At 38.6% G+C, this 21111-nt stretch carries 19 protein-coding genes; 1 reads left to right on the forward strand and 18 read right to left on the reverse strand.

Translation table 11 applies throughout. The features are described 5' to 3' along the window. Positions 1-41 precede the first annotated feature (41 nt). The 13 genes from tcuA to RCG22_RS07405 form a co-directional block, all read right to left on the reverse strand. Positions 42-1547 (reverse strand): FAD-dependent tricarballylate dehydrogenase TcuA, encoded by a 1506-nt coding sequence (gene tcuA, locus RCG22_RS07345; protein WP_308106382.1) that lies wholly within the window; start codon positions 1545-1547, stop codon positions 42-44. Positions 1548-1607: 60 nt separating this feature from the next. Next, complete coding sequence (locus tag RCG22_RS07350; RefSeq protein ID WP_308106383.1) at positions 1608-2561, reverse strand: VOC family protein; 954 nt, start codon at positions 2559-2561, stop codon at positions 1608-1610. A gap of 27 nt (positions 2562-2588) precedes the next feature. Continuing rightward, positions 2589-3428 (reverse strand): alpha/beta fold hydrolase, encoded by an 840-nt coding sequence (locus RCG22_RS07355; RefSeq protein WP_308106384.1) that lies wholly within the window; start codon positions 3426-3428, stop codon positions 2589-2591. A gap of 229 nt (positions 3429-3657) precedes the next feature. Further along, positions 3658-5514: a XylR N-terminal domain-containing protein gene (locus RCG22_RS07360; protein ID WP_308106385.1), complete on the reverse strand. Its 1857-nt coding sequence runs from the start codon at positions 5512-5514 to the stop codon at positions 3658-3660. Positions 5515-5540: 26 nt separating this feature from the next. Next, positions 5541-6527, reverse strand: coding sequence for a fumarylacetoacetate hydrolase family protein (locus RCG22_RS07365; RefSeq protein ID WP_308106386.1), 987 nt, complete (start codon positions 6525-6527; stop codon positions 5541-5543). A 109-nt stretch (positions 6528-6636) separates the two neighbouring features. After that, positions 6637-7419, reverse strand: a complete 783-nt coding sequence (locus tag RCG22_RS07370; RefSeq protein ID WP_308106387.1) for a 2-keto-4-pentenoate hydratase — start codon at positions 7417-7419, stop codon at positions 6637-6639. Positions 7420-7467: 48 nt separating this feature from the next. After that, positions 7468-7950 (reverse strand): flavin reductase family protein, encoded by a 483-nt coding sequence (locus RCG22_RS07375; RefSeq protein WP_308106388.1) that lies wholly within the window; start codon positions 7948-7950, stop codon positions 7468-7470. Positions 7951-8010: 60 nt separating this feature from the next. Next, positions 8011-8964, reverse strand: a complete 954-nt coding sequence (locus tag RCG22_RS07380) for a VOC family protein (protein WP_308106389.1) — start codon at positions 8962-8964, stop codon at positions 8011-8013. Positions 8965-9066: 102 nt separating this feature from the next. Beyond that, the gene (locus RCG22_RS07385; RefSeq protein ID WP_308106390.1) at positions 9067-10260 is read right to left on the reverse strand and encodes an acyl-CoA dehydrogenase family protein; all 1194 of its coding nucleotides are present in this window, start codon (positions 10258-10260) and stop codon (positions 9067-9069) included. A gap of 57 nt (positions 10261-10317) precedes the next feature. Then, positions 10318-10971, reverse strand: coding sequence for a GntR family transcriptional regulator (locus tag RCG22_RS07390; RefSeq protein WP_308106391.1), 654 nt, complete (start codon positions 10969-10971; stop codon positions 10318-10320). A 96-nt stretch (positions 10972-11067) separates the two neighbouring features. Continuing rightward, the gene (locus RCG22_RS07395) at positions 11068-11919 is read right to left on the reverse strand and encodes an alpha/beta fold hydrolase (protein ID WP_308106392.1); all 852 of its coding nucleotides are present in this window, start codon (positions 11917-11919) and stop codon (positions 11068-11070) included. A gap of 263 nt (positions 11920-12182) precedes the next feature. After that, entirely contained in the window at positions 12183-13382 is a 1200-nt protein-coding gene (locus tag RCG22_RS07400) for an MFS transporter (protein WP_308106393.1), read from the reverse strand. 461 nt (positions 13383-13843) lie between these two features. Further along, positions 13844-14509: a protein kinase family protein gene (locus RCG22_RS07405; protein WP_308106394.1), complete on the reverse strand. Its 666-nt coding sequence runs from the start codon at positions 14507-14509 to the stop codon at positions 13844-13846. 249 nt (positions 14510-14758) lie between these two features. Between RCG22_RS07405 and RCG22_RS07410 the strand changes: the two genes are divergently transcribed. Then, positions 14759-15310: a GNAT family N-acetyltransferase gene (locus RCG22_RS07410; protein ID WP_308106395.1), complete on the forward strand. Its 552-nt coding sequence runs from the start codon at positions 14759-14761 to the stop codon at positions 15308-15310. Positions 15311-15371: 61 nt separating this feature from the next. On the opposite strand, the gene RCG22_RS07415 is transcribed toward RCG22_RS07410, so the two are convergent. The 5 genes from RCG22_RS07415 to RCG22_RS07435 form a co-directional block, all read right to left on the reverse strand. Then, complete coding sequence (locus tag RCG22_RS07415) at positions 15372-15917, reverse strand: outer spore coat protein CotE (protein WP_066252813.1); 546 nt, start codon at positions 15915-15917, stop codon at positions 15372-15374. 242 nt (positions 15918-16159) lie between these two features. Continuing rightward, a complete protein-coding gene (locus RCG22_RS07420) occupies positions 16160-16615 on the reverse strand; it encodes a YlbF/YmcA family competence regulator (RefSeq protein WP_098261220.1) in 456 nt (151 codons plus the stop codon). 1 nt (position 16616) lies between these two features. Beyond that, a complete protein-coding gene (gene miaB / locus RCG22_RS07425) occupies positions 16617-18167 on the reverse strand; it encodes a tRNA (N6-isopentenyl adenosine(37)-C2)-methylthiotransferase MiaB (protein ID WP_308106396.1) in 1551 nt (516 codons plus the stop codon). 133 nt (positions 18168-18300) lie between these two features. Further along, positions 18301-19167: a 2-oxoacid:ferredoxin oxidoreductase subunit beta gene (locus tag RCG22_RS07430; protein WP_098261218.1), complete on the reverse strand. Its 867-nt coding sequence runs from the start codon at positions 19165-19167 to the stop codon at positions 18301-18303. Next, positions 19168-20901: a 2-oxoacid:acceptor oxidoreductase subunit alpha gene (locus RCG22_RS07435; protein WP_308106397.1), complete on the reverse strand. Its 1734-nt coding sequence runs from the start codon at positions 20899-20901 to the stop codon at positions 19168-19170. Positions 20902-21111 lie beyond the last annotated feature (210 nt).

Genomic DNA, 21111 nt, shown 5'->3' on the forward strand with positions numbered 1-21111 from the left:
GCACCCCTTTTTCATTTTATTGATCACCCTTCCTTAAACCTTCAAAACATTTCCTCTTTTTCTTTTATTTGAGAAATAAAACGCGAGGCACTTTCTCCAGCAATTTTCCCAAAAACTGATCCTGCCATTAAACCAGCACCACCAGGGTAGTTAAAATAGAATAGGCCGCCTACCAGCTCTCCAGCAGCATACAGGCCTGGAATCGATTGGGACATTACATCTTGAACTTCGGTACTCGTATTTATTTTTAAGCCGCCAAACGTAAAGGTAATTCCGCATGTGACGGCATATGCCTCAAATGGACCTTCATCCAAGGTATTGGCCCAATTGGATTTCCGCACCGCTAACCCATCTGTACAACGGCCATCCTTAATATTTGGGTTGAATGGTTTATCTTTACAGACAGCCTCATTGTATTCCGCAATCGTTTTTAAAAAGCCTTCCTTATCCACTCCGTCAAGCTTTTCAGCCAATTCTTCCAATGTATTAGCCTTGACTTTTGTAACCTTTCTTCCCCGATATTCTTCACGTAAAAGCCCTGCTACTTTCGCATCGTATACCTGCCAAGCAAACTGCCCCGGCTGCTCAAGAATCATTTTTCCATATTTCGCATAGGTATAGTTTCGAAAGTCAGCTCCCTCATCAACAAAACGGTTTCCTTCTGCGTTAACAATGATGCCAAACGGATAGCTGAGTTTTTGGAACCCTTCTGTAAATTCAGGTAAATAACGATCTCCTCCAACCGAATGACAACCTGACCAGTTTCCAGCGGCAAGAGCTCCAATATTTAACGCCATTTGAATGCCCTCGCCGGTATTAAAACGGCTTCCTCTTGCTTTAGCTAAATCCCAATTGGGACCTAAGTATCGAGTTCTCATTTCCGGGTTGGCATGAAACCCTCCCGATGCTAAGATAACCGCTTTCGCATGGACTTCTGTTGTTTTTCCATTATGCTTAAAAACGACTCCATGAACTCCATCATCATCGTGGATGAGTTCGGTCGCCATCGCATTAAATAAAACTTGAACACCTAAACTCTCTGCTTCAGCATGGAGAGCTCCAACTAAACCCGGACCACCACCGACGGATTCAACAATCATACCGCCCCAAAATTTAAAAATACCATCCACTTTAAATGCTTGGCGGCCGTATATAGGCACCCACCTGACTTTATGGGAATTCATCCATTTCATTGTTTCAAAGCTTTTACTTGTTAAGAGGGAGGCAAGCTCTGGGTCGGTACGGTATTCCGTGATCCGGCACATATCTTCAAAAAATTCCTCCTCCGGATAAGAGCCAAAATCTGTCATGGCTAGATCTTCCTCGGTCAGGTCCGGCATAATTTGTTTTAACTCTTCAACATCCTTGTAGGCAAAACGAATCGAGCCATGGGTGTAGGTGCTATTCCCCCCTTTTTCAGCCTCCGGAGCTTTTTCAAGCACGATGACATTGGCACCATTTTCCCGTGCAGCGATAGCAGCACACATTGCTGCATTTCCTGCCCCAATTACAACAATATCAGTTTCATAGATTTTCTTTTCCGTCACAAGATTGACCCTCGCTTTCAAAAAAACTGACTCAAGCAATTTCCTGAGTCAGCCTATACATCACGCTTCGATCGTTGGTTTATTTAATGCCTTATCGCTTACGGTTTCTCCCCAATAGGTGTTTGCAATCGAGTGATCTTCCTCTGTCCACTCGACCGGTTCCCAGTCTGGTTCAAAAATTAAATAGGATCCGCTAAATAACTCTACTCGGCAGCCGCTGCCTGGGTCACATACATAGAGATAAAACGCTTGAGATACTCCGTGTTTGCCAGGGCCAATGAATTTAATGCCTTCTTCAGCTAGAATATCAGCAGCCCTTAGGATATCTTGGGCATTATCGTGCCAATAGGAAATGTGATGTAGTTGGTTTGGTGTTTCTGCCTGCGGTCTTGAAATAACTGCAATATCGTGAACTAAAGGAGTAACACTCATCCAGCCTGCAACAGTTGTTTTTTCATCATATCTCACATATTCACGAAGCTTAAATCCTAATTGGCTGCCTAAGTAATCGAGAATTTCAGCGACATCCATGGAAGTAGCAATATTTACATGGTCAAATCGCCTTGGCGAGCAGCCGCGCGCCCACGCTTTGTACGTTTGATTTTTTAAGACAGAACGTCTTTTTTCATCTGCTTTAGGCTTTTCTACATCATAGTAAATTTCAAAAGAGTGCTGGCTTGGCAGTTTAAAGCGTATCGCTCGTCCTTGACCAGCTTCTTCACCCGCTTCAATCCAGTTGACCTCTGTTCCGGCTTTTTCCAGCAACTGGGCAAATCCTTCCACATCTTCCGGCCGTTTCGTCCTCCATCCAATATGATCAACGTACCCTTTCTCTCCTGCTGTTAAAGAAAGGGAATGATGTTCAAAGTCACCCCATGCACGTAAGTAATAGGTTCCGTCTTTTTCTTCAGTTACTTCCAATCCAATGACATCCCTGAAAAACCATAATGATTTTTCCAAATCCGGTGTGACGAGTGCCACATGTCCTAACTTTGCAATCTCTGGTAAAGTCATCTTTATACCTCCGCATCCTAGTATTTTTTAGATAGTACTTGAGAAATAGTTTTGGATTAAGTTATTAAAGCTTTCTTGGTTCTCAATTTGCGTCCAGTGACCACACTTTCCGTATACATGCAATTGAACATTCTGGAGATGCGAAAGTAGGTAATAGCTAGATTCAACCGAGCAAACCATGTCATCACGTCCATGAACAAGTAAGATTGGGTTTTGGATTCGTTTAAGTGCTGTTACTGGCACAGGAACAGCTGCTGTCGCAAAGATAGATTCGTTGGAAAGATGGATTTCTGGACGCATCGCTGTTTCATATCGTGTAGCAGCGAGCGAATTTATTTCTGGAGCAAGTTTTTCCACATCATACACGAACCAGCCCATTATTTGACGCATTTTCTTTTCGGATGGATTATCGTAGAATCCCTTAGCACGTGCTAGTTCAGGACTTAACTTTGTATTCGGTGTCCCTCCAGGTCCCATTAAGACAACTCGGCCAAAACGTTCTGGATATTCTAGTAATAGTTCCAATGCAATGGAACAGCCCAATGAATTCCCAACCACGTGAGCCTTTTGTATCCCGTAACGATCCAGTAATTCAATCAGCTGATTTACCCAAAGGTCCATCCATCCCTGTCTGTTCTTTGGAAGTGCCTCAGGATGTCCACTTTGTCCAAAGCCAAGCAGATCTGGAGCAATACAGTCATATGTTTCACCGCAAGCATTTAATGCGTACCGCCAGTTCGCCCATGCGAAAACACCTGGTCCAGAGCCATGTAAGAATAATATAGTTTCAGAATTGCCCTCACCCGAACGATTTACAAACGTTTCAAACTTATCAGTTTTAACTAGTTGTTGAGTAATGTTTGCCAATTTGAAATTCTCCTCCTTCTGTAAATAAAAAATTCATAGGAACATCCAAAGTAATGTAACCCTTTTCATTTCTACATATTTTAACCTTACCTAAATTTTAGAAAATTCAGCATTTAAATTCTAGAGAAAAAATCATCTGACTTCCTACCACTTTTAGATAGTTTTTATTGGTTTTTAAATGATGAATACAATAAATAAGAGCAATCCATTTAGGACTGCTCTTAATTGTCTATATTTTTAGCTCTCCCAACGCCATGAGTGAGTCAAGAATGAGCAATAGTTGATAGCTTTGGGAAGAATCTCGCAAATCTTTTTGGATAAGCGTTTCAATCTTATTAATTCGATACATTAGACCACTCATAGATAAGGAAAGGTCATCCATCGTCTGCTGAAGTTTCCCACCATTCGATAAAAAGACATAGAGTGTTTTTAGTAACTCTTTTTGTTTCGCATCATTTAATTTATATAGTGGTCCTAATTCTTGTTTTGCGATTTTCTTAATCCCGCTTACGTTTTTTGAATTTATTAGCACACCAACGATCCCTAAATCTTTAAAACCATTAATTTTTTTATCCGTGGACATCCTTAAGGCGATTAATGATTCTTCGAAATAATCTAAAATACTCTCAATATCCTCGGATTTATCACTAATCCCGACTTTATATTGATAAGTTGAATACGTGGTTTCAATATGTTTCAGGATCTTTTCCATAATAGCGATAATATTTGCTGTTTCGGGGATCAGCATAATAATCTGCCCCTCATACTGACCAATTAACGCTTTATATCCTTGGATATCGAGATACTTGGCAATGGTCTCTAATATTTGCTCAAAGTGATCAAAGCTATTCTGGGTGATCTTTCCCTTCTCTTTATAATCCATGGCGGCGATATAGAAAGGGTTCTCAAGATCAAAGCCCATATGCCGGCCACGCTTAACAATTTCCTCCTTGGAGGAATATTGTCCCTTAAGTATTTGTTCTAAAAAGTACCCCTTCATTTTTTCAAGTGCTTCAAAACTTGTTTTTTCGTTTAAAAGGTACAATGAGGCGGCATTGGCAACCCTCTCGATAAACATAATATCAGTTTCAGCACTTTTCCCTAATTCATTTATATAGAGAAAGGTACAATACCCAATAACTTTTTTTTGGACAATAATGGGAGTAATTAAACGTTCCTGATTTCCTGTCACTATTCTGGTCGTTTCATTAAATAATGGCAGCAAGTTGTGATTATTTCTATTTTTTCGAATTAAATTCTCTTTTAGGTTGTTATTAAGACTACTATATTGCTCTTCTTTCAGCCCTGAGTATACAATCTTTTGGAAGCTTAGATCTTCAATAGAAATGGGGATTCTCAATAATTTAAACGTGCTATCAGCAATATCCTGTAGATTGCTTCCATTCGAAACACTTTCCGTTAATTTCTTATGAAATTTAGAAACAGTTTCGATAAAATTCCGCTGCTCTAACAATTGCTCATAAGTATACTCCAATTCATCAATGATATTACTTTCATGATAGAATTTAAGTTCCTCTTGAATTTCATATCCCCAATCCTCTTGTGGTCTTGCTTCGAAACAGCATTCAGCATCTCCCATAGCAATACAGCTAATTTCCTTTACAATCACACTCTTCCTGCAGACCGTCGACATGTAACCGCTTGCATATCCTGTCAAGGTATGGCATACCGGTGCTTCTGATTGACCATGGTGCTTGATATGCTCCATGGCTTCAAATGAGTCAATCCATTTTCCTTTGCCAAGGATCGATTTAATGGTTTCTGAATCACTCATTTCAATTATTCTTTCGGACTGTATATCTCTAAAATGCCCGGTACTTAAGTGGAGAATCGAAGCTTGATTAAGAAGTTCATTTATTGAAGAACTAGTTTTCATGGCTTCTTCTGCATCACTTATCCCTAAATTCCAACCATAGCGAAGAAGAAATCCTTTTGCTCTTTTGGTACCGAGATTCTCAATTAATCCTTTTCTCAGCAGGCCAAATGCAGCAGCCGTGGAAAGGATTTTTTTATTACCATCCATGGATTTGCCCGGTATATAAGATTTAGCTAAGCCAGCCAACATTTATTCCCCCTCTCTAATAAGAGTTATTAGGAGTTTACAAGGGTTTTACCTTTGCTAGGAACCACTTTACTCATTTGCTCTCCAAGATCAATTACACCATTCGCACTTTTGATCTGGCAGCGAATGACATCGCCATCCTTAAGGTATTTGCCGCTGATTAATTGCCCCTTTTCAAGTAAATCCAACTTTTGTTGATAAGGAATAGCCATGTTTGATAAAAGTTCCAATACTTGTGGAGTTAGACTTAGAGCAACCCCACCTGCAGTTCCAGTAACAATCAAATCCCCTGGGGAGAAATCCATAATCCCAGATAACTCTGTAAGGGTTTCTGCTGGTTTGTAGAGCAGTTGATTTGAATTGGCGGATTGCCTTAATTCATCATTCACCCAAAGATTTAACTCAAGATCATGAATCAATGGCAGTTCTTCCTTTTCAAGCAAATAGAAATAAGGACCTGTTGGACAAAAAGTTCGGTAGCTCTTCCCCTTCAGCCATTGCCCTTCAGAAAGCTGAACATCTCGTGCAGAAACATCATTAACAATGACCAGACCGGCGATATACTGATGAAGGTTTTCGTCCGTTATATCTGAAGCTTCTGATATCTCTGTTCCGATAACGAGACCAAGCTCCAATTCATAATCTAATAGTTTTACACCGCTCGGCCTTACAATTTCACTCGTGGCACCGCAAAGGGAACTGTCAGCTTTACTAAAAATCAAATTAAAAGGAGCTCTTGCAGCATCCATTCCCGTCTCAGAACGATGCTCTGAGTAATTTACTCCCTGACATACAATTCGTGCTGGCTTTGTCACTGGACTCAAAATGGTCACTTCATTTAATGGGACAAATTCTGTGTTTTTTTGTTTATTGATGGCACGAGCTTCATCTTTCCCATGCTCCAAAAAATCAGCTAAACTCTGGTATGTACCTGATAAAAGGTGGATTTGCTCGCCAGATACAACTCCCCATTGCTCTTTTTGTTTATGTTCGAATCTAACCACTTTAATACCCATTATAGCTACCCCTCATTTTATGAAATTTATTTACTTACAATAAAGACTCCTTACATAACGACATACAAGGAGTCTTCAAATATACTTCGTACGAATACTTTATTTATTTTTAAAGGTTGCTTTTAAAGCTCGCTGTTACTGCACCTATATGGTCAAATTCTGCGGTGAATGTATCCCCATCCTCAATGACAATCGCCTTTGAAAGAGCCCCAGCAAGAATAACTTCACCCGCATATAGAGAGATACCATAATTACCTAAGGCATTAGCAAGCCAGGCAACGGCTTCGGCAGGATTGCCCATTACGGCCGCACTTACAGCGGAGTCCAAAAATTCATTATTCCTATATACATTCATGCCGATTTTGGTGAGGTCAAGCCCATCTAACTTTGCAGTTGTTTTACCGATCACTGCCCCTGCTGAAGAACCATTGTCTGCTACCGTATCCTCGAATTTGATTTGCCAGTCTCTAATCCGACTGTCAATGATTTCGAGTGCTGGTACGATGTAATCGGTTGCTTCAATGACATCATTCATTGTTACTCCAGGACCCTTTAGGTCTTTTTTTAAGACAAAGGCAATTTCGAATTCAATCTTTGGCTGGATATACTGATTTAATCCGATCGTCTCTCCATCCTCGTAAATCATGTCATTCAGAAGATGCCCATAATCAGGCTGGTTCACATTTAACATATCCTGCATCGCTTTACTTGTGAGACCGATTTTTTTCCCAACAATTTCTGCACCCTTTTCCACTTTTTGATGAATTTGGCGCAGCTGAATTTGATAGGCTTCGTCTACAGAAATTTCCACTGTGGATGAAGTAAAGGGAGCAATCGGCTGTTTCTCACTTTCTGCTGCCATTAATGCTGTCGCAGCTTTTTGTATATCCATTACCATTGCTCCTTTGGGCTCATTTGATTAAAGCATAGTTGTGACTTTTTAATTTGATGGAATAGTTGATTCATCTAAAAGCGTACGGTAGCGTCCGCTATAAAAAAGAAGTGGCTCAGTATCTTGTAGTTTAATATCAGTTACCTTGCCAATAAATAGGGTATGATCCCCTTCGACGTGCTCCGCAGATACTTCACAGGCAATTTGGGCAACGGCACCGGCTAATACTGGTTTACCATCAAGTCGATCAAAAATGACTTCGCGCGGCTCTTTTATTTGTCCAGCAAAAATCATTGAAAGTTCCTGTTGTTCAGCAGCTAAAATATTAACTGAAAATGTTTGACTTTGTTTTATTTTCTCAAGGATTTTAGCGTTTTCTCCAATCGAGATTACCACTAGCTTTGGGCTGAGTGACACAGACATGAAAGCATTCGCAGTCATTCCATGCACATCACCCTCTACATCTGTTGCAATAACAGTTACACCTGTTGCGAATTTCCCCATTGCGGTTCTAAATAATCGATCATCCATTCAAACGACCCCTTTCAATGTTTCTTAAATTGTAATAAAAATTGACTATCTATTAAACTATTATGCTTCGATCGTCGGATTGTTTTCTGGCAGTGTGTCCGTCTGGTCACCCCAGAAGGTAAAACCAAGATCCATTTCATCCAAAGTCCACACGATAGGCTCCCAGTCTGGTTCAAAGATTAAATACCCATTGGTAAACAACTCTAAGCGTACTCCGCTGCCCGGGTCGACAACGTAAATGTACATAGCTTGGGAAATACCGTGTTTACCAGGACCTTTAAACTTGATCCCATTCTCAGCTAGAATATCAGCTGCACGAAGAAGATCTTGGGCATTATCAAGCCAGTATGACAAATGGTGTATTTGATGTGTTGATGGTGAAAATGGATCATGGCTTACTGCGATATCATGCACCAATGGTGTGACACTTAACCACGCACCAATTAATGATTCATCTGGAGCTTGAACACATTCCCTCATTTTAAAACCTAGCTTTTCTATTAAATAATCAGAAATGACATTTGCCTTCAATGACGTAAGGATATTGACATGGTCAATTCTTCGCGGAGAAACACCACGTGCCCATGATTTATACGTCTGATTCTTTAATACGGACCGTTTGGATGGCTCTGCTAATGTTTTTTCCATGTCATAATAAATTTCAAAGCGATGTTCACTTGGTAATTGAAAGCGTATCGCTCTTCCTTGGCCCGCTTCGACACCAGCTTCAACCCAATTTACTTCTGTCCCTGCTTCCTTTAGAAGTTGGGCAAATCCTTCAACATCTTCTGGTCGTTTTGTCCGCCAAGCAATGTGGTCTACATATGACTTTTCTCCTGAAGTAATTGAAAGCGTATGATGTTCAAAATCACCCCAGGCACGTAAGTAATGGGTACCGTCCACTACTTCTGTTTCTTCAAGACCAATTAACTCCTTGAAGAACCAAAGTGATTTATCAAGATCTGTTGATACTAATGCCACATGCCCTAATTTTGCGATTTCCGGTAAACTCATACTATGTTCCTCCTAATTTTTCGAAATATTAATAATAAAAATAATTAAGGTACTAGTCAGATAATTCAAGTTGCAGTTTTGAATAGATTTGTAGAAAAGTTTTTAAACAAAATAAGTATTTGGTTCTTGTCCGCACAAGACTCTACCATAAGTTTCAATTAAACTTGATGGAGTGATAAAGCCATGTAAATGCATCGTTAGAAAATCACGATAGACTCTTTGAATCGGGTTTGTCTCATACGTGAACATCGAGCCCACCCCAGCTACTAATAGATCAATCGCTTCTTTGCATAATTGATTTACGTAACCAAAGTCTGCTTTTACTTTGACGATTTCACTTTTATCCATTACCTGTCCACGCTCAGCATAAGAATCAATTTTGTCTACTGCTCGATAAAGATGCATCTCAGCTGAATCAATTTTCAACTGCGCTTGAGCAACCTGGTGATGTGTGATCGGTGCTTCCGCTTGTTTGTTATAGAAGGTATTTCCTATTCCTGCTTTTGGAAGCCTTTCCATAAATAAATCCATTGCTGCTTTTGCGAGTCCCAACGCAGGAGCTACAATCGATAAGGTTAGTGAAGGCACAAATGAAGACCTGTATACTGCCACTTCTTTTAGTGGCTCAATGAGGTACTCGCCTTTACTTGCGAGACGATCTAATGAAACACGGTGATCTGGCACAAATACATTTTTAATATGACAGCTATTACTGCCCGATCCCTTTAGGCCCATTACATACCAGTCGTCAAGGACCTCCAATTCGTTCCGGGGAATAACCATAATAGCCATTTCTACGCCACCGTTTTCATCGAAAATAGGAAAACCAAAGTAACACCAATCCGCATGTGGACTTCCTGAAACAAATGGCCATTGTGCTTCCTCGATATAATAGCCGCCATCTACCTTTTTGATGTCACATTTGATTGGTTTAAAGTTCCCAGCTAGGACAACATCTTCCCCTTGTTTGTAAATTTCGCTTAAAGCTTTCTCTCCAAACGTATAAGAAATCATATAATCCCTAATATTGCTAAGTGCGACGAACCAGCCTGCCGACCCGTTTCCACGAGAAATTTCAGTAACAACCTCTGTATATGTCCGCATATCTGTTTGATAACCACCAAACAGATGTGGACGTAATACTTTTAACGTACCTTCATTTTGCAAGTCATCAATAATCTCTTTAGGTAATGAATTAGTCTTTTCTATTTCTTCCCCATATTGACGTAATTTTGGAATAAGAGAACTGGCCTTTTCCACCAATTCTTTTTTTGTGTCCAACACGCTTTGTTCCATTCGATTACCCCCTGCTAAATAGTGGTTATTCCTTTTTTCAAAAAGCCCTTGATATTATTAGTTAAACACCCGTTGGTTTAATTCAATGTCCTGATATTTTTCCCCTACTAACTTGGCAACTCGACGCATATGTTTCTCCATCAATCTTTTGGCCATTTTACTATCCTTTTCTCGCAGGCAATAAAAAATGATCCAATGTTCCGTTTGCGACTGTTTCCGTCGTTCATCGGTGAATAATTCTTCCGGGTTGCCTACAAAATTCAGGTAGTCCCAAAGCGTCTTCGCAAGATTAAAGGTATAAGCTAGTTTTGAGGCTTCATATATGGAGCGATGAAAATCAATATTTAAGCTAGCGTATTCATCAGCTGACAGCCTAGGATTATCCATTTTTATTAAGATTTCTTCCAAATAACAAAATTCTGCTTCGTTTAGGTTTAATGCAGCCTGCTCAGTCATTAATGCATCTAAATTGGCACAAACCAATAATCGTTCTATAACCTCTTCTGGGTCTGGCCTTTTTACAAAGACACCAACCTGAGGAATAATTGTAAGAAATCCTTCTTGCTCAAGTTTAGATAATGCTTTGTGGACGGGTGTCCGGCTCATATTTAGTTTTTCGGTAATCTCATTAACATTGATCGAGGTTTCAGGTTCCCAGATTCCTTCAATGATTAATCTTTTAATATAGCGATAAGCCTTATCAATTTTCATAGTATACACCTGCTATTTTCTAGGATTAGATACCCCTATAATATGGTATTTTGCTAGCGAGTGTCTATTATCCACTTAAGAAATACTAGATTTTGTTTATAAGTCACCATTGAAAAAATCCGATGTTAATTTGATAAATTTTTCTTTTTGTTCAACTTGCGCCCAATGTCCACAGCGTTTAAAGATATGCAGCTGTGCATTGGGCAAATAGTCCATTACGTATAGGCTGCTTTGGAGTGGTACAAAACGGTCACCGTGTCCGTGAATTAATAACACAGAATGGTCCATCTGTGTTAGTGCTGAAGGTGGGATCAGCATATCCGTCAAATGTGATTTCGAGAAATTCTCCTCATATGACCGGCGAACTTCAGGCTTTAAAAATAGCTCTAATCGCTCAGACACAATGTTCTCCAATTCATCTTCAAGGATGCTTTTGTCAAATAAGAACCAGCTTAATAAATTTTTGAAAGCGACTGGATTTGGGTCCTTATGGAAGTTTGCTAGTTTTGCAAGTTCTGGCGTTGGTTCTGTTAATCCGCCGCCCGCACCCATCAATACTACTTTATCAAACCGATCCGGTGCATACATGAGTAGGTGGAGGGCAATGACTCCACCGAGAGAATTTCCCACTAAATGGGCTTTTCCAACCCCCAAATTATCCATCAATGTTAAAACTTGCTTGATTCTCTCGTTCATCCATTCCACACCATTGTTCGGATAGGTATCTGGATGATCGGTATTGCCAAAACCGAAAATATCAAGTGCCACTACGTGAAATTTCTCGTTAAAATGTGGTAATATGTGCTGCCAGTTTGATTTAGCACTTACCCCTGGTCCGCTCCCATGAAGAAAGATAATCGTTTCAGAGGAGTTGTCACCACCTTCATGGATAAAAGTTTGATAATTCCCTGTTTGTACCTTCTTTGTTTCAACTGCTGTCATATTCATTTACCCTCGCTTTGTAAAAAGATTTTTCATTAATTCTCTTGCATCTAAAATTTCAGTCCTTGTTATTACTATGAATACAGTGAATAAAATGCCAATAAAAGCGCTTTCTTTAACTAACTATAATTTTACTTTGGTTCATTTAACCTTGTCAATAAATTCTGAATATTTTTATTTTGAAACCACTCCCCTTTCAAAAAGTAATTCTTTTCATAGAAAAAGCTAAAATGATGAATGCTGCATTCAACATTTTAGCTTTTTGATTGTTATTGACTTACAGTAGCCTCTATATCCCTTTTCGGTCTCATTACCGATATTGCCCAAATGAGTGCTAACAGAACTAATCCAATCGCACTAACGGCTAATGGGAATCTGCCAATATCTTGGTTAAATATATTTTGAATCACCTGAAATCCAAATGGGCCTAATATCCCTCCAATACCTTGCCCCGCAACAACTAAACCTACACTTGAAGGAGCACCGACTGGAGTCAACTCAGAAACTCTCGTAAACACTCCTGGAAGGCCAATTCCCATTGCAAATCCACCGAAAACACTTCCAATTAAGATCATGGTTAAGGTTGGAGCGTAATAACAGATGGCCATTCCAACACCAGTCAATAAAACAGCAAGCGGTAAATACATGGTTGGAAATTTGTGTTTTATCTTCCCAAAAAGGAAACCAGCTATTAATGTACCAAAGGTAAAAACGGATATAGCCAAGCCAGCTTCTGTGGCATTGCCTAATTTATCCGCTTGGATGACAACTGAAATATTTACTACATAGCCAAAAATTAGGCCTGAATAAAGCACCTGAGCAAGACTTACCCAATAGATTGCTTTTGGCTTCTTTATCTTTACGGCTGCCTGATTACTATCGACTTTAGCTACCTGTTTCTTCTCAGGCTCGGGTAGGTAAAGAATTGTAATCGCAAGAATCCAAATTGGGAACAGGTAAGTTAGGAAACCATAATGCCAACCATAAGCATCCGCTAAGATCCCTCCAACTAATTGGAAGAAAATCGCTCCAATACATGCAATTGTTGAGGTACCAAATCCAATTAAGAAATCTCTTTCTCTGCCTTCAAAGAAATCTGTAATTACATCTACTGACAACGGCATGGTGATTCCGACACCTAAACCTAAAATCCCCCTCATTGCAATAATCACCCAAAGGTTATCTACAAAGGTTGGAAGGACTCCACCGATGATGAAAAGGCTTAAGCCGACAAACAAGAGTGTTCTCTTCTTGAACATTTTGGAAAGTTTACCATAAAAGAGTGCTGGAACAATTTGGATTAATCCTGGAAAAGTAGCAACTAACATAACAATCGTGGGGTCATATTGTGGAAATGCCTTAATGATGTCAGCCATTATTGATCCTGCTACCCCTGCAGCTACATCTTGAAAAGCGAGAATAACAACCAAAAACTTAAGAAAGTTTCTGCTGATGGTCTTTACTGCCATTGATAAACCTCCCTTATCATTTCATAAATGTTTTGAAAAAGATAATGAATCCGCTTTCGAAGTAAAACAAAAATTTCGTACAGATTGTATTGTTGGCCATCAAAAACAACTGTACTAAAATTTCAATATTACAATTATAGCTTTAATAATTGTATAAAACGGTAAAGATGGCGCTTTCTTTTACTAACTGTAATTCTACATACCCACTAAATACTTGTCAATATATTCTAAATATTTTTTATTTTTAAAATAAAAATCGGTATTCTGCGAAAACATTAAAAAATGCCCTGAATTCTCCAGGACATTTTTTAAAAATTGTAATCAAGTAAAATTTTACTGTAATTCTTTGTTTATCCATTCAAATATTTAAAATTCTTTCAAATAATAGTTAAAAACTAACTAAACTGCTTATCTCATTATTTCCACCTAAGCCTAATATCGATATTTTCCACTAAAATAGATTAACTGTTATTTTTCTTTGTTGCTTTCTTTTTCAAACGACGATACATCCGATATCCTTTTCGTACCGCATCGACGATAAAAAATGGGATAGGTGGATGATATTTATATAAATAAGGTAAATAAATCTTGTAATAAGCCTTTTTTAAATCCTTCCATTTTCTGCAGTAACCTTGCTTATAAAAGTCGGAAATATCAACAATATAACCTCGCCCCTCATACATGACGACATTTTTGCCGTGAACATCAAAGGGATTTAATCCAACCGACTTCGCGTAATCCAAACCTGAATCAATATCCTTAATGACAGCTTCAGGGATCTTAATTCCTTTCACCACTGCATCGAATAGAGTAACTCCGTTAAGCTTTTTCAAGATTAAATAGTTGTCACCATAATCATATAGGGATGAATAACTTTCATGACTTCCTAATTTTTTATAAACATCAATTTCCTTCTTAAGTTCCTCAGGATTTCGTCCATAAACTTTCACAACCCACTCGGGGTGAGAATCAAGGGAAAATACCCCTGCATAATTGCCGCTGCCAATGGTTTTCCATTTAGTTGACTGATTGTTTACGATAATTGGATCAAACGGACTGGGTGTGGTTAATTTTATTTTCGGTAATAATTCTGTTTCTATTAAATTTCGATACTCAGCTTTTTGCATTCGTTTCACCTTCTAATCTATTAACAGCCCATTTTTACAGGAATACGTATTAAAAAAATGATTTATCAACATATCTTACCATTAACTATGAGAAAATGTTAAACCAAAATTAATTCAAAATTTAATGGAATTTTCTTATAAGCCATTATACACTATTACTTACATAAAACATTTAGCATTCATTTGGAAATCCCCTAACTGATTCTTAGAAAGTAAAAAGTTTTTAGGGTTTTAAAGAGAGGATATACCATGACTTTTCCCATTTTAGAAACGAAAAGACTCAAATTAATTGAAATTACCCACCAGCATGTTGATTACCTTTATGAAATTTTATCCTTAGAGGAAGTGACCCGTTTTTATGGAACAAATCGCTTCACTTTACCAGTCGAAGCCTCAAGATTAATTGATATGTTTCATAAGAACCTTCTCGATAAACGGGGGATCCGCTGGGGCATCAAGCTTAAAGAAAATCAAAGAATCATCGGTACTGTTGGTCTTAATGGTTTACAGTTACAAAATAAACGTGCTGAAATTGGCTATGAACTTCATCCATCTTATTGGAGGAAAGGCTTTGGTGAAGAGGCCATTAAAGAAGTGCTGCGCTTTAGTTTTAATCAATTGGGTTTATTTCGGATTGGGGCTGTCGTTTACCCTGAAAATGAGGCATCGATAAATTTACTACTTAAGCTGGGCTTCACAAAAGAAGGATTACTTCGAGGCTATATTCATCAAAATGAGCAATTTCATGATACCTATGTATTATCATTATTAAAACCGGATTGGATTAACAGCCAGGCATAGTTCCTGGCTTTCTTAAATTGAAATAGAAAAAAACTAGGAAGTAAAAACCTCCTAGTTCACTTTATTCTTCTTCTGAACCGACTAAGAAATCCGGATTTAACTCCTCGAATTCTTCGTCGTCTACGTCCATTTCCCAATCATCGTCACAGTCCTTGCATCCTTCAGAACTGACTCGAACACAAACCTTTGTTTCGCCAATCACTTCTACAAGGAATTCTCTTTCGACATGGACGATGATACGATTGCCATTCGGGGAAATAACCGCTTCAACACAATTTGGCTGTTGCAGTACTCGAGCACAGATTTCATTGTCATCGAGGCAGTCATGGTCACGATACTTTAACTTAATGACGTCTGTATATTGGACACGTTCCGTTACAACCTCTGTTTTGGTATTATCATTAAATGAGTACCAAACATTAATGTCATAAGAGCCGTGTATCTCTACAGTTTTGCCCACCTTTTTCGCATTGTATTTATGGTTGATGATCCAACAGCCAAGAATACTTGTTGGACTGTGCGCCGGGCTAATCGTATGATTGGACTGGGTGAATTTACGTCCTTTCGCTACTACGGCCTTCGTAATTATCTCTCTATATTCTCCCATTTCGCGCGAACCCTCCTCATTCATTTTCATTTCATCGTATGCAAGATATTAGACTAGTGTGATATTTATTTTGATGAGTACTGGATAAAAGTTTAGTCATAGTTCATTTTATGCGGGATCTATAGGTGTGTGCCTTCCATGCCCGTACTTTAAAAAAGGAGTGGAATAAGATTTAAAATGCAGGGGAAAATAACTGAAGAGTAAATAAAAAAGGCCAGGCTCCGAAAAGCCTGGCATGTATCTTAATGTTCGTGATCGCAATCGTCGTGGCCTTCACAAGCCCCGCCGCCATTTTGCATACTTGAACCTGTTTCTCCTAATAATACATCGCCGCCCGTTGAAATGATAATTTCATCGGTTACAGTATTTGAAATGGTTGAAGCAATAATTTGAAGCAATTCATTTACTTCTATTTGTGACTGCTTGAAATCCTGGACAACAGGTATTTCATCCAACTCTTGCTCAATGGAAGCAATTTTATCTTCAACCTTTTTTAGTGCTTCTGGTTTTCCATAATGCTGAAGATTTACAGCTTGCTTTTGCAATCCTTTAATGTCAGCAATTAATGTATGAACTTTCTTATTTTCATTTAATTGAGCTTCAGCTCGTTTAAAGAAGTCAACTTCCTCTGTTTCTGCAATCATTCGTGCTATATCCATTGCACGAGCAACAATATCGTCTTTAGTATATTTTGCCACTTTACTTCACCTCTACTGGTTCTTTTTCTTCCATCATTTCTCCGTTTAATGACCATGTTCTTGCTTCTGTAATTTTCACTTTTACAATTTTGCCAATTGCTGATTTTGGTGCAACAAAGTTCACAAGCTTACTCCTGGAAGTGTATCCTGCAAGGACATCAGGATTATTCTTACTTTCCCCTTCAACAAGAACATCAAGAATTTGGCCTTCATGTTTTTTCATAGCTTCTAATGACATCTCATTCACAAGAGCATTTAAGCGTTGTAAACGTGCTTTTTTCACTTCCAAAGGAACGTTGTCCTCCATTTTAGCAGCTGGTGTACCTTCACGCGGAGAATAAATAAAAGTATAAGCTAATTCATAACCTACTTCACGATAGAGGGACATTGTTTCTTCAAATTGCTCGTCCGTTTCGTTTGGATAACCAACAATAATATCTGTTGTTAAAGCCACATTAGGAATAGCCGCTTTTATTTTTCTCACAAGCTCTAAATATTGTTCTCTTGTATATTTACGAGCCATAATTTTTAATACATCAGTCGATCCTGATTGAACTGGCAAATGGATATGATCCATTAAGTTTCCGCCTTTTGCAAGGATGTTAATTAAACGATCATCAAAATCACGGGGATGGCTTGTGGTAAAACGAATCCTCGGGATATCGATTTTCCGCAATTCATCCATCAGTTCACCAAGTCCATAAGTACCGTCAATGTCCTCTAAATCTTTCCCATAGGCATTTACGTTTTGACCTAGCAATGTAACTTCTTGATAACCTTGTGCAGCTAGGTGGCGTACTTCTTGGATAATTTCTTCAGGACGACGACTTCTTTCTTTTCCACGGGTAAAAGGGACGATACAGTACGTACAGAATTTATCACAGCCGTACATAATGTTAACCCATGCTTTAATCTTCCCACGACGTACTTTAGGAAGGTTTTCAATCACGTCGCCTTCTTTTGACCAAACTTCGACAACCATTTCTTTTGACATATAGGCTTCATTCAAAATATTTGGCAGGCGGTGAATATTATGGGTGCCAAAAATCATATCCACTTGGTGGTAGGTTTTTAGAATCTTGTTAACGACAGATTCCTCTTGAGACATACATCCACAAACCCCGATAAGTAAATCAGGCTTTTCCAATTTCAAAGACTTTAAATGACCAAGTTCACCGAACACTTTATTTTCTGCATTTTCCCTAATCGCACATGTATTTAACAGAATGACATTAGCATCCTCCGTATTGTCGGTTGGCTCATAGCCCAATGCTAGGAAGATTCCTGCCATAACTTCTGTATCATGCTCATTCATTTGGCAGCCATAAGTTCGGATATAAAATTTACGTCCCATACCCATGTCACGAAATTCTTCAGGAATAGAAAAGTCATTTTGGTACTTTACTTCTTCTTTTCCACGTTTTTTCGCTTCTGTTAATGAAGGTGCAGTAATTACTTGTTCAAAGTACTTGCTATAATCCTTGGCGGATTTTTTGTCCGAAGAATTAACAGACTCGACTTTTTGACCTTCTAAACGTTGTTTTTCATTCATTGTTCAAATGCCCCTTTCTATTCATTTACGTATTGCAGCTTTTATCCGCACATTATTATAGTATAAAGGTTAACTGACCTGAAAACAATAGAAAATCCCGTGACGGCAAGTCACGGGATTTTGCTTAGTATGATTAGATAAATTCAGAAACTAATTTATCAAAGTAATTTTGATCAAGATCAAGGTCTGCTTTTGATAAAGGACCCTCAGAATAGCCAGTGACTAATTCTTGATATGACTTCCGCTCTGTATTTTGATAAATAAGTCCTGTAACTAGACCATTATGCTTCATTAGTGTTTGCATTGCATCTTCACGATTTGATGGGTCATAGCCCTCAATATCGCTAAGTTTCGTTAGATTTTCCTTAAACCAGTCATATGTGTTGACCTTATTATAAGTAACACACGGGCTGAATACATTGATTAAAGAAAATCCTTTATGGTTAATACCTGCTTCAATTAAAGCAGTTAAATCTTTAAGGTCTGTAGAGAAACTTTGTGCGACAAATGTTGCTCCAACAGTTAAAGCCATTTTCATAGGAGAAATGGATTCCTCAATTGATCCCATTGGTGTTGATTTTGTTTTAAAGCCTGTTGCTGAACGTGGTGAAGTTTGACCTTTGGTCAAACCGTAAATTTGGTTATCCATTACGATATAAGTAATATCGATATTACGGCGAATGGCATGAATCGTATGCCCCATTCCAATCGCATAACCATCACCATCACCACCGGATGCGATAACAGTTAAATCACGATTAGCCATTTTAACACCTTGTGCAATCGGAAGTGAACGACCATGAATACCATGGAAGCCATATGAATTAATATATCCGGAAATCCGTCCTGAACAGCCGATTCCAGAAATAACAGCTAAGTTTTCTGGCTCTAAGCCTACATTTGCTGCCGCACGTTGCATTGCCGCTTGTACGGAGAAGTCGCCACAGCCAGGGCACCAGTTCGGTTTTACATTGTTACGAAAGTCTTTAAAAGTGGCCATTTAGAACAACTCCTTACATTTTGTATATACTTCGTGTGGTAGGAACGGATTACCGTCATATTTAAGATGCTTTGTTATTTTTTCAGCGTGTCCAACATTCATTTTCATGATATTGGCTAATTGGCCTGTTGCATTGTTCTCAACGACTACAACCTTCTTCGCAGAACGAACGAGCTGAAGAACTTCGTCAGTCGGGAACGGATGAACCAGACGAATATGTGCGTGATTTACTTTTAAGCCATCGTTTTCTAATCGAATCATCGCTTCTTCAATTACACCGCGTGTAGAGTTAAAACCTACAAATAATACATCTGCATCCTCGTGCTTAGCATTTTTATACACTGGTGTATTAAAGCGAATATTTTCGACCTTACGGAAACGCTTATCCATTTGTGCAATCCGGTTAGCAGCAGATTCGGAAGGTTTACCTTGCTCATCATGCTCAACACCCGTTACGTGATGAATACCATTTTTCATTCCAGGGATCACACGTGGAGAAACCCCGTCTTCTGTCACTTCATAGCGTTTAAAATAGGCATTGTCGTTAGCAGGTATTTCTTTTGCAACTAATTTTCCACGTCTAATTTCAACCTTGTCATAATTTAATGGTTCAACCGTTTGTTTCCCCAAAGATAATTGAAGGTCAGTTAAAATAATAACTGGACATTGATATTCTTCAGCCAAATTGAATGCTTCAGCTGTATCGTAGAATGCTTCTTCGACCGTACTTGGAGCCATGACAATTTTAGGAATTTCTCCATGAGTTCCATAAATCATCGCCATAAGGTCTGATTGTTCTTGTTTTGTTGGCAATCCAGTAGAAGGACCTCCACGTTGTGTGTCAACAATGACAAGCGGTGTTTCGGTAATTCCAGATAGGCCAATTGCTTCCATTTTTAATGATAATCCAGGACCAGCTGAGGCAGTAATCGAACGTACACCACCATAGTTAGCTCCAATTGCCATTGTACAAGCAGCAATTTCATCTTCTGTTTGTATGACAGCCCCACCTAGTGCAGGAAGCTTTTTAATTAAATATTCCATTATTTCAGATGCTGGTGTAATTGGGTATGCAGCCATAAAACGGCAACCGCCTGCAATAGCTCCAAGTGCAATCGCATCATTTCCAATCATAAACATCCGTTTTTTGCCGTCAGCCTTTTCAAGCTCCATTGTTTTGATACCTGTGGAAAGATTTTCCTTCATCTTATCAAAACCGGCTTTAATTGCATCCATATTTTTTGCGACTACCTGGTCACCTTTTTTGCCAAAAATCTCGCGAACTACCACTTCAAATACATTAATATCTAAGTCTAATACTGCAGATGTTGCACCAATTGCCACCATGTTTTTCATTAATGAAGTTCCTAATTCAGTAGCTATTTCAGTAAATGGTACCGCATACAATGATGCTTCAGTATCTTCAGGTTTCTTTGGTGAAAACTTAGCATCAGCAAGAATTACACCTTTGCTATGGAGCTCTTTGTAGTTTAAATCAATAGTTTCTTGGTCAAAAGCTACCAGGATATCTAAGTCATCAGAAATAGATCGAACTTCTGTTGTACTAACCCTGATCTTATTGTTGGTATGACCACCTTTAATACGTGAAGAAAAGTGACGATAACCGTACAAGTAATAACCTAAGCGATTTAGTGCGATAGCAAAGATTTCCCCTGTACTTTCAATACCTTCCCCTTGTTGTCCTCCAACTTTCCATGAAAGTTGATTGATCATGACTTACACCCCTTTTGGATATGTAAAAATAAGTAGATTAGATAGAATCCATTATAGTCTAGCACTATTCCGAGTAAATCACTAGAAATTAGCTCAATATTTATCTAAATAAAACTAATAAAAGCTTTCAGAGATATGTACTAAACGCTTACAATTCTAGACCTATGCACAAAAAAATGCAACCCTTTAACGCGAAATATTGTCTAAAAT

This window comes from Neobacillus nitrireducens (assembly GCF_030915405.1).
Taxonomy (GTDB): Bacteria; Bacillota; Bacilli; order Bacillales; family Cytobacillaceae; genus Neobacillus.

Excerpts from the sequence above, each read along its gene's own strand:
- RCG22_RS07390 (WP_308106391.1), bottom strand. The coding sequence starts at position 10,971 with ATGAAAATTGATAAGGCTTATCGCTATATTAAAAGATTAATCATTGAA.
- RCG22_RS07370 (WP_308106387.1), bottom strand. The coding sequence starts at position 7,419 with ATGGATATACAAAAAGCTGCGACAGCATTAATGGCAGCAGAAAGTGAG.
- RCG22_RS07405 (WP_308106394.1), bottom strand. The coding sequence starts at position 14,509 with ATGCAAAAAGCTGAGTATCGAAATTTAATAGAAACAGAATTATTACCG.
- RCG22_RS07395 (WP_308106392.1), bottom strand. The coding sequence starts at position 11,919 with ATGAATATGACAGCAGTTGAAACAAAGAAGGTACAAACAGGGAATTAT.
- RCG22_RS07360 (WP_308106385.1), bottom strand. The coding sequence starts at position 5,514 with ATGTTGGCTGGCTTAGCTAAATCTTATATACCGGGCAAATCCATGGAT.
- RCG22_RS07375 (WP_308106388.1), bottom strand. The coding sequence starts at position 7,950 with ATGGATGATCGATTATTTAGAACCGCAATGGGGAAATTCGCAACAGGT.
- RCG22_RS07365 (WP_308106386.1), bottom strand. The coding sequence starts at position 6,527 with ATGGGTATTAAAGTGGTTAGATTCGAACATAAACAAAAAGAGCAATGG.
- RCG22_RS07435 (WP_308106397.1), bottom strand. The coding sequence starts at position 20,901 with ATGATCAATCAACTTTCATGGAAAGTTGGAGGACAACAAGGGGAAGGT.
- RCG22_RS07430 (WP_098261218.1), bottom strand. The coding sequence starts at position 19,167 with ATGGCCACTTTTAAAGACTTTCGTAACAATGTAAAACCGAACTGGTGC.
- miaB (WP_308106396.1), bottom strand. The coding sequence starts at position 18,167 with ATGAATGAAAAACAACGTTTAGAAGGTCAAAAAGTCGAGTCTGTTAAT.
- RCG22_RS07415 (WP_066252813.1), bottom strand. The coding sequence starts at position 15,917 with ATGGGAGAATATAGAGAGATAATTACGAAGGCCGTAGTAGCGAAAGGA.
- RCG22_RS07400 (WP_308106393.1), bottom strand. The coding sequence starts at position 13,382 with ATGGCAGTAAAGACCATCAGCAGAAACTTTCTTAAGTTTTTGGTTGTT.
- RCG22_RS07380 (WP_308106389.1), bottom strand. The coding sequence starts at position 8,964 with ATGAGTTTACCGGAAATCGCAAAATTAGGGCATGTGGCATTAGTATCA.
- RCG22_RS07410 (WP_308106395.1), top strand. The coding sequence starts at position 14,759 with ATGACTTTTCCCATTTTAGAAACGAAAAGACTCAAATTAATTGAAATT.
- RCG22_RS07385 (WP_308106390.1), bottom strand. The coding sequence starts at position 10,260 with ATGGAACAAAGCGTGTTGGACACAAAAAAAGAATTGGTGGAAAAGGCC.
- RCG22_RS07350 (WP_308106383.1), bottom strand. The coding sequence starts at position 2,561 with ATGACTTTACCAGAGATTGCAAAGTTAGGACATGTGGCACTCGTCACA.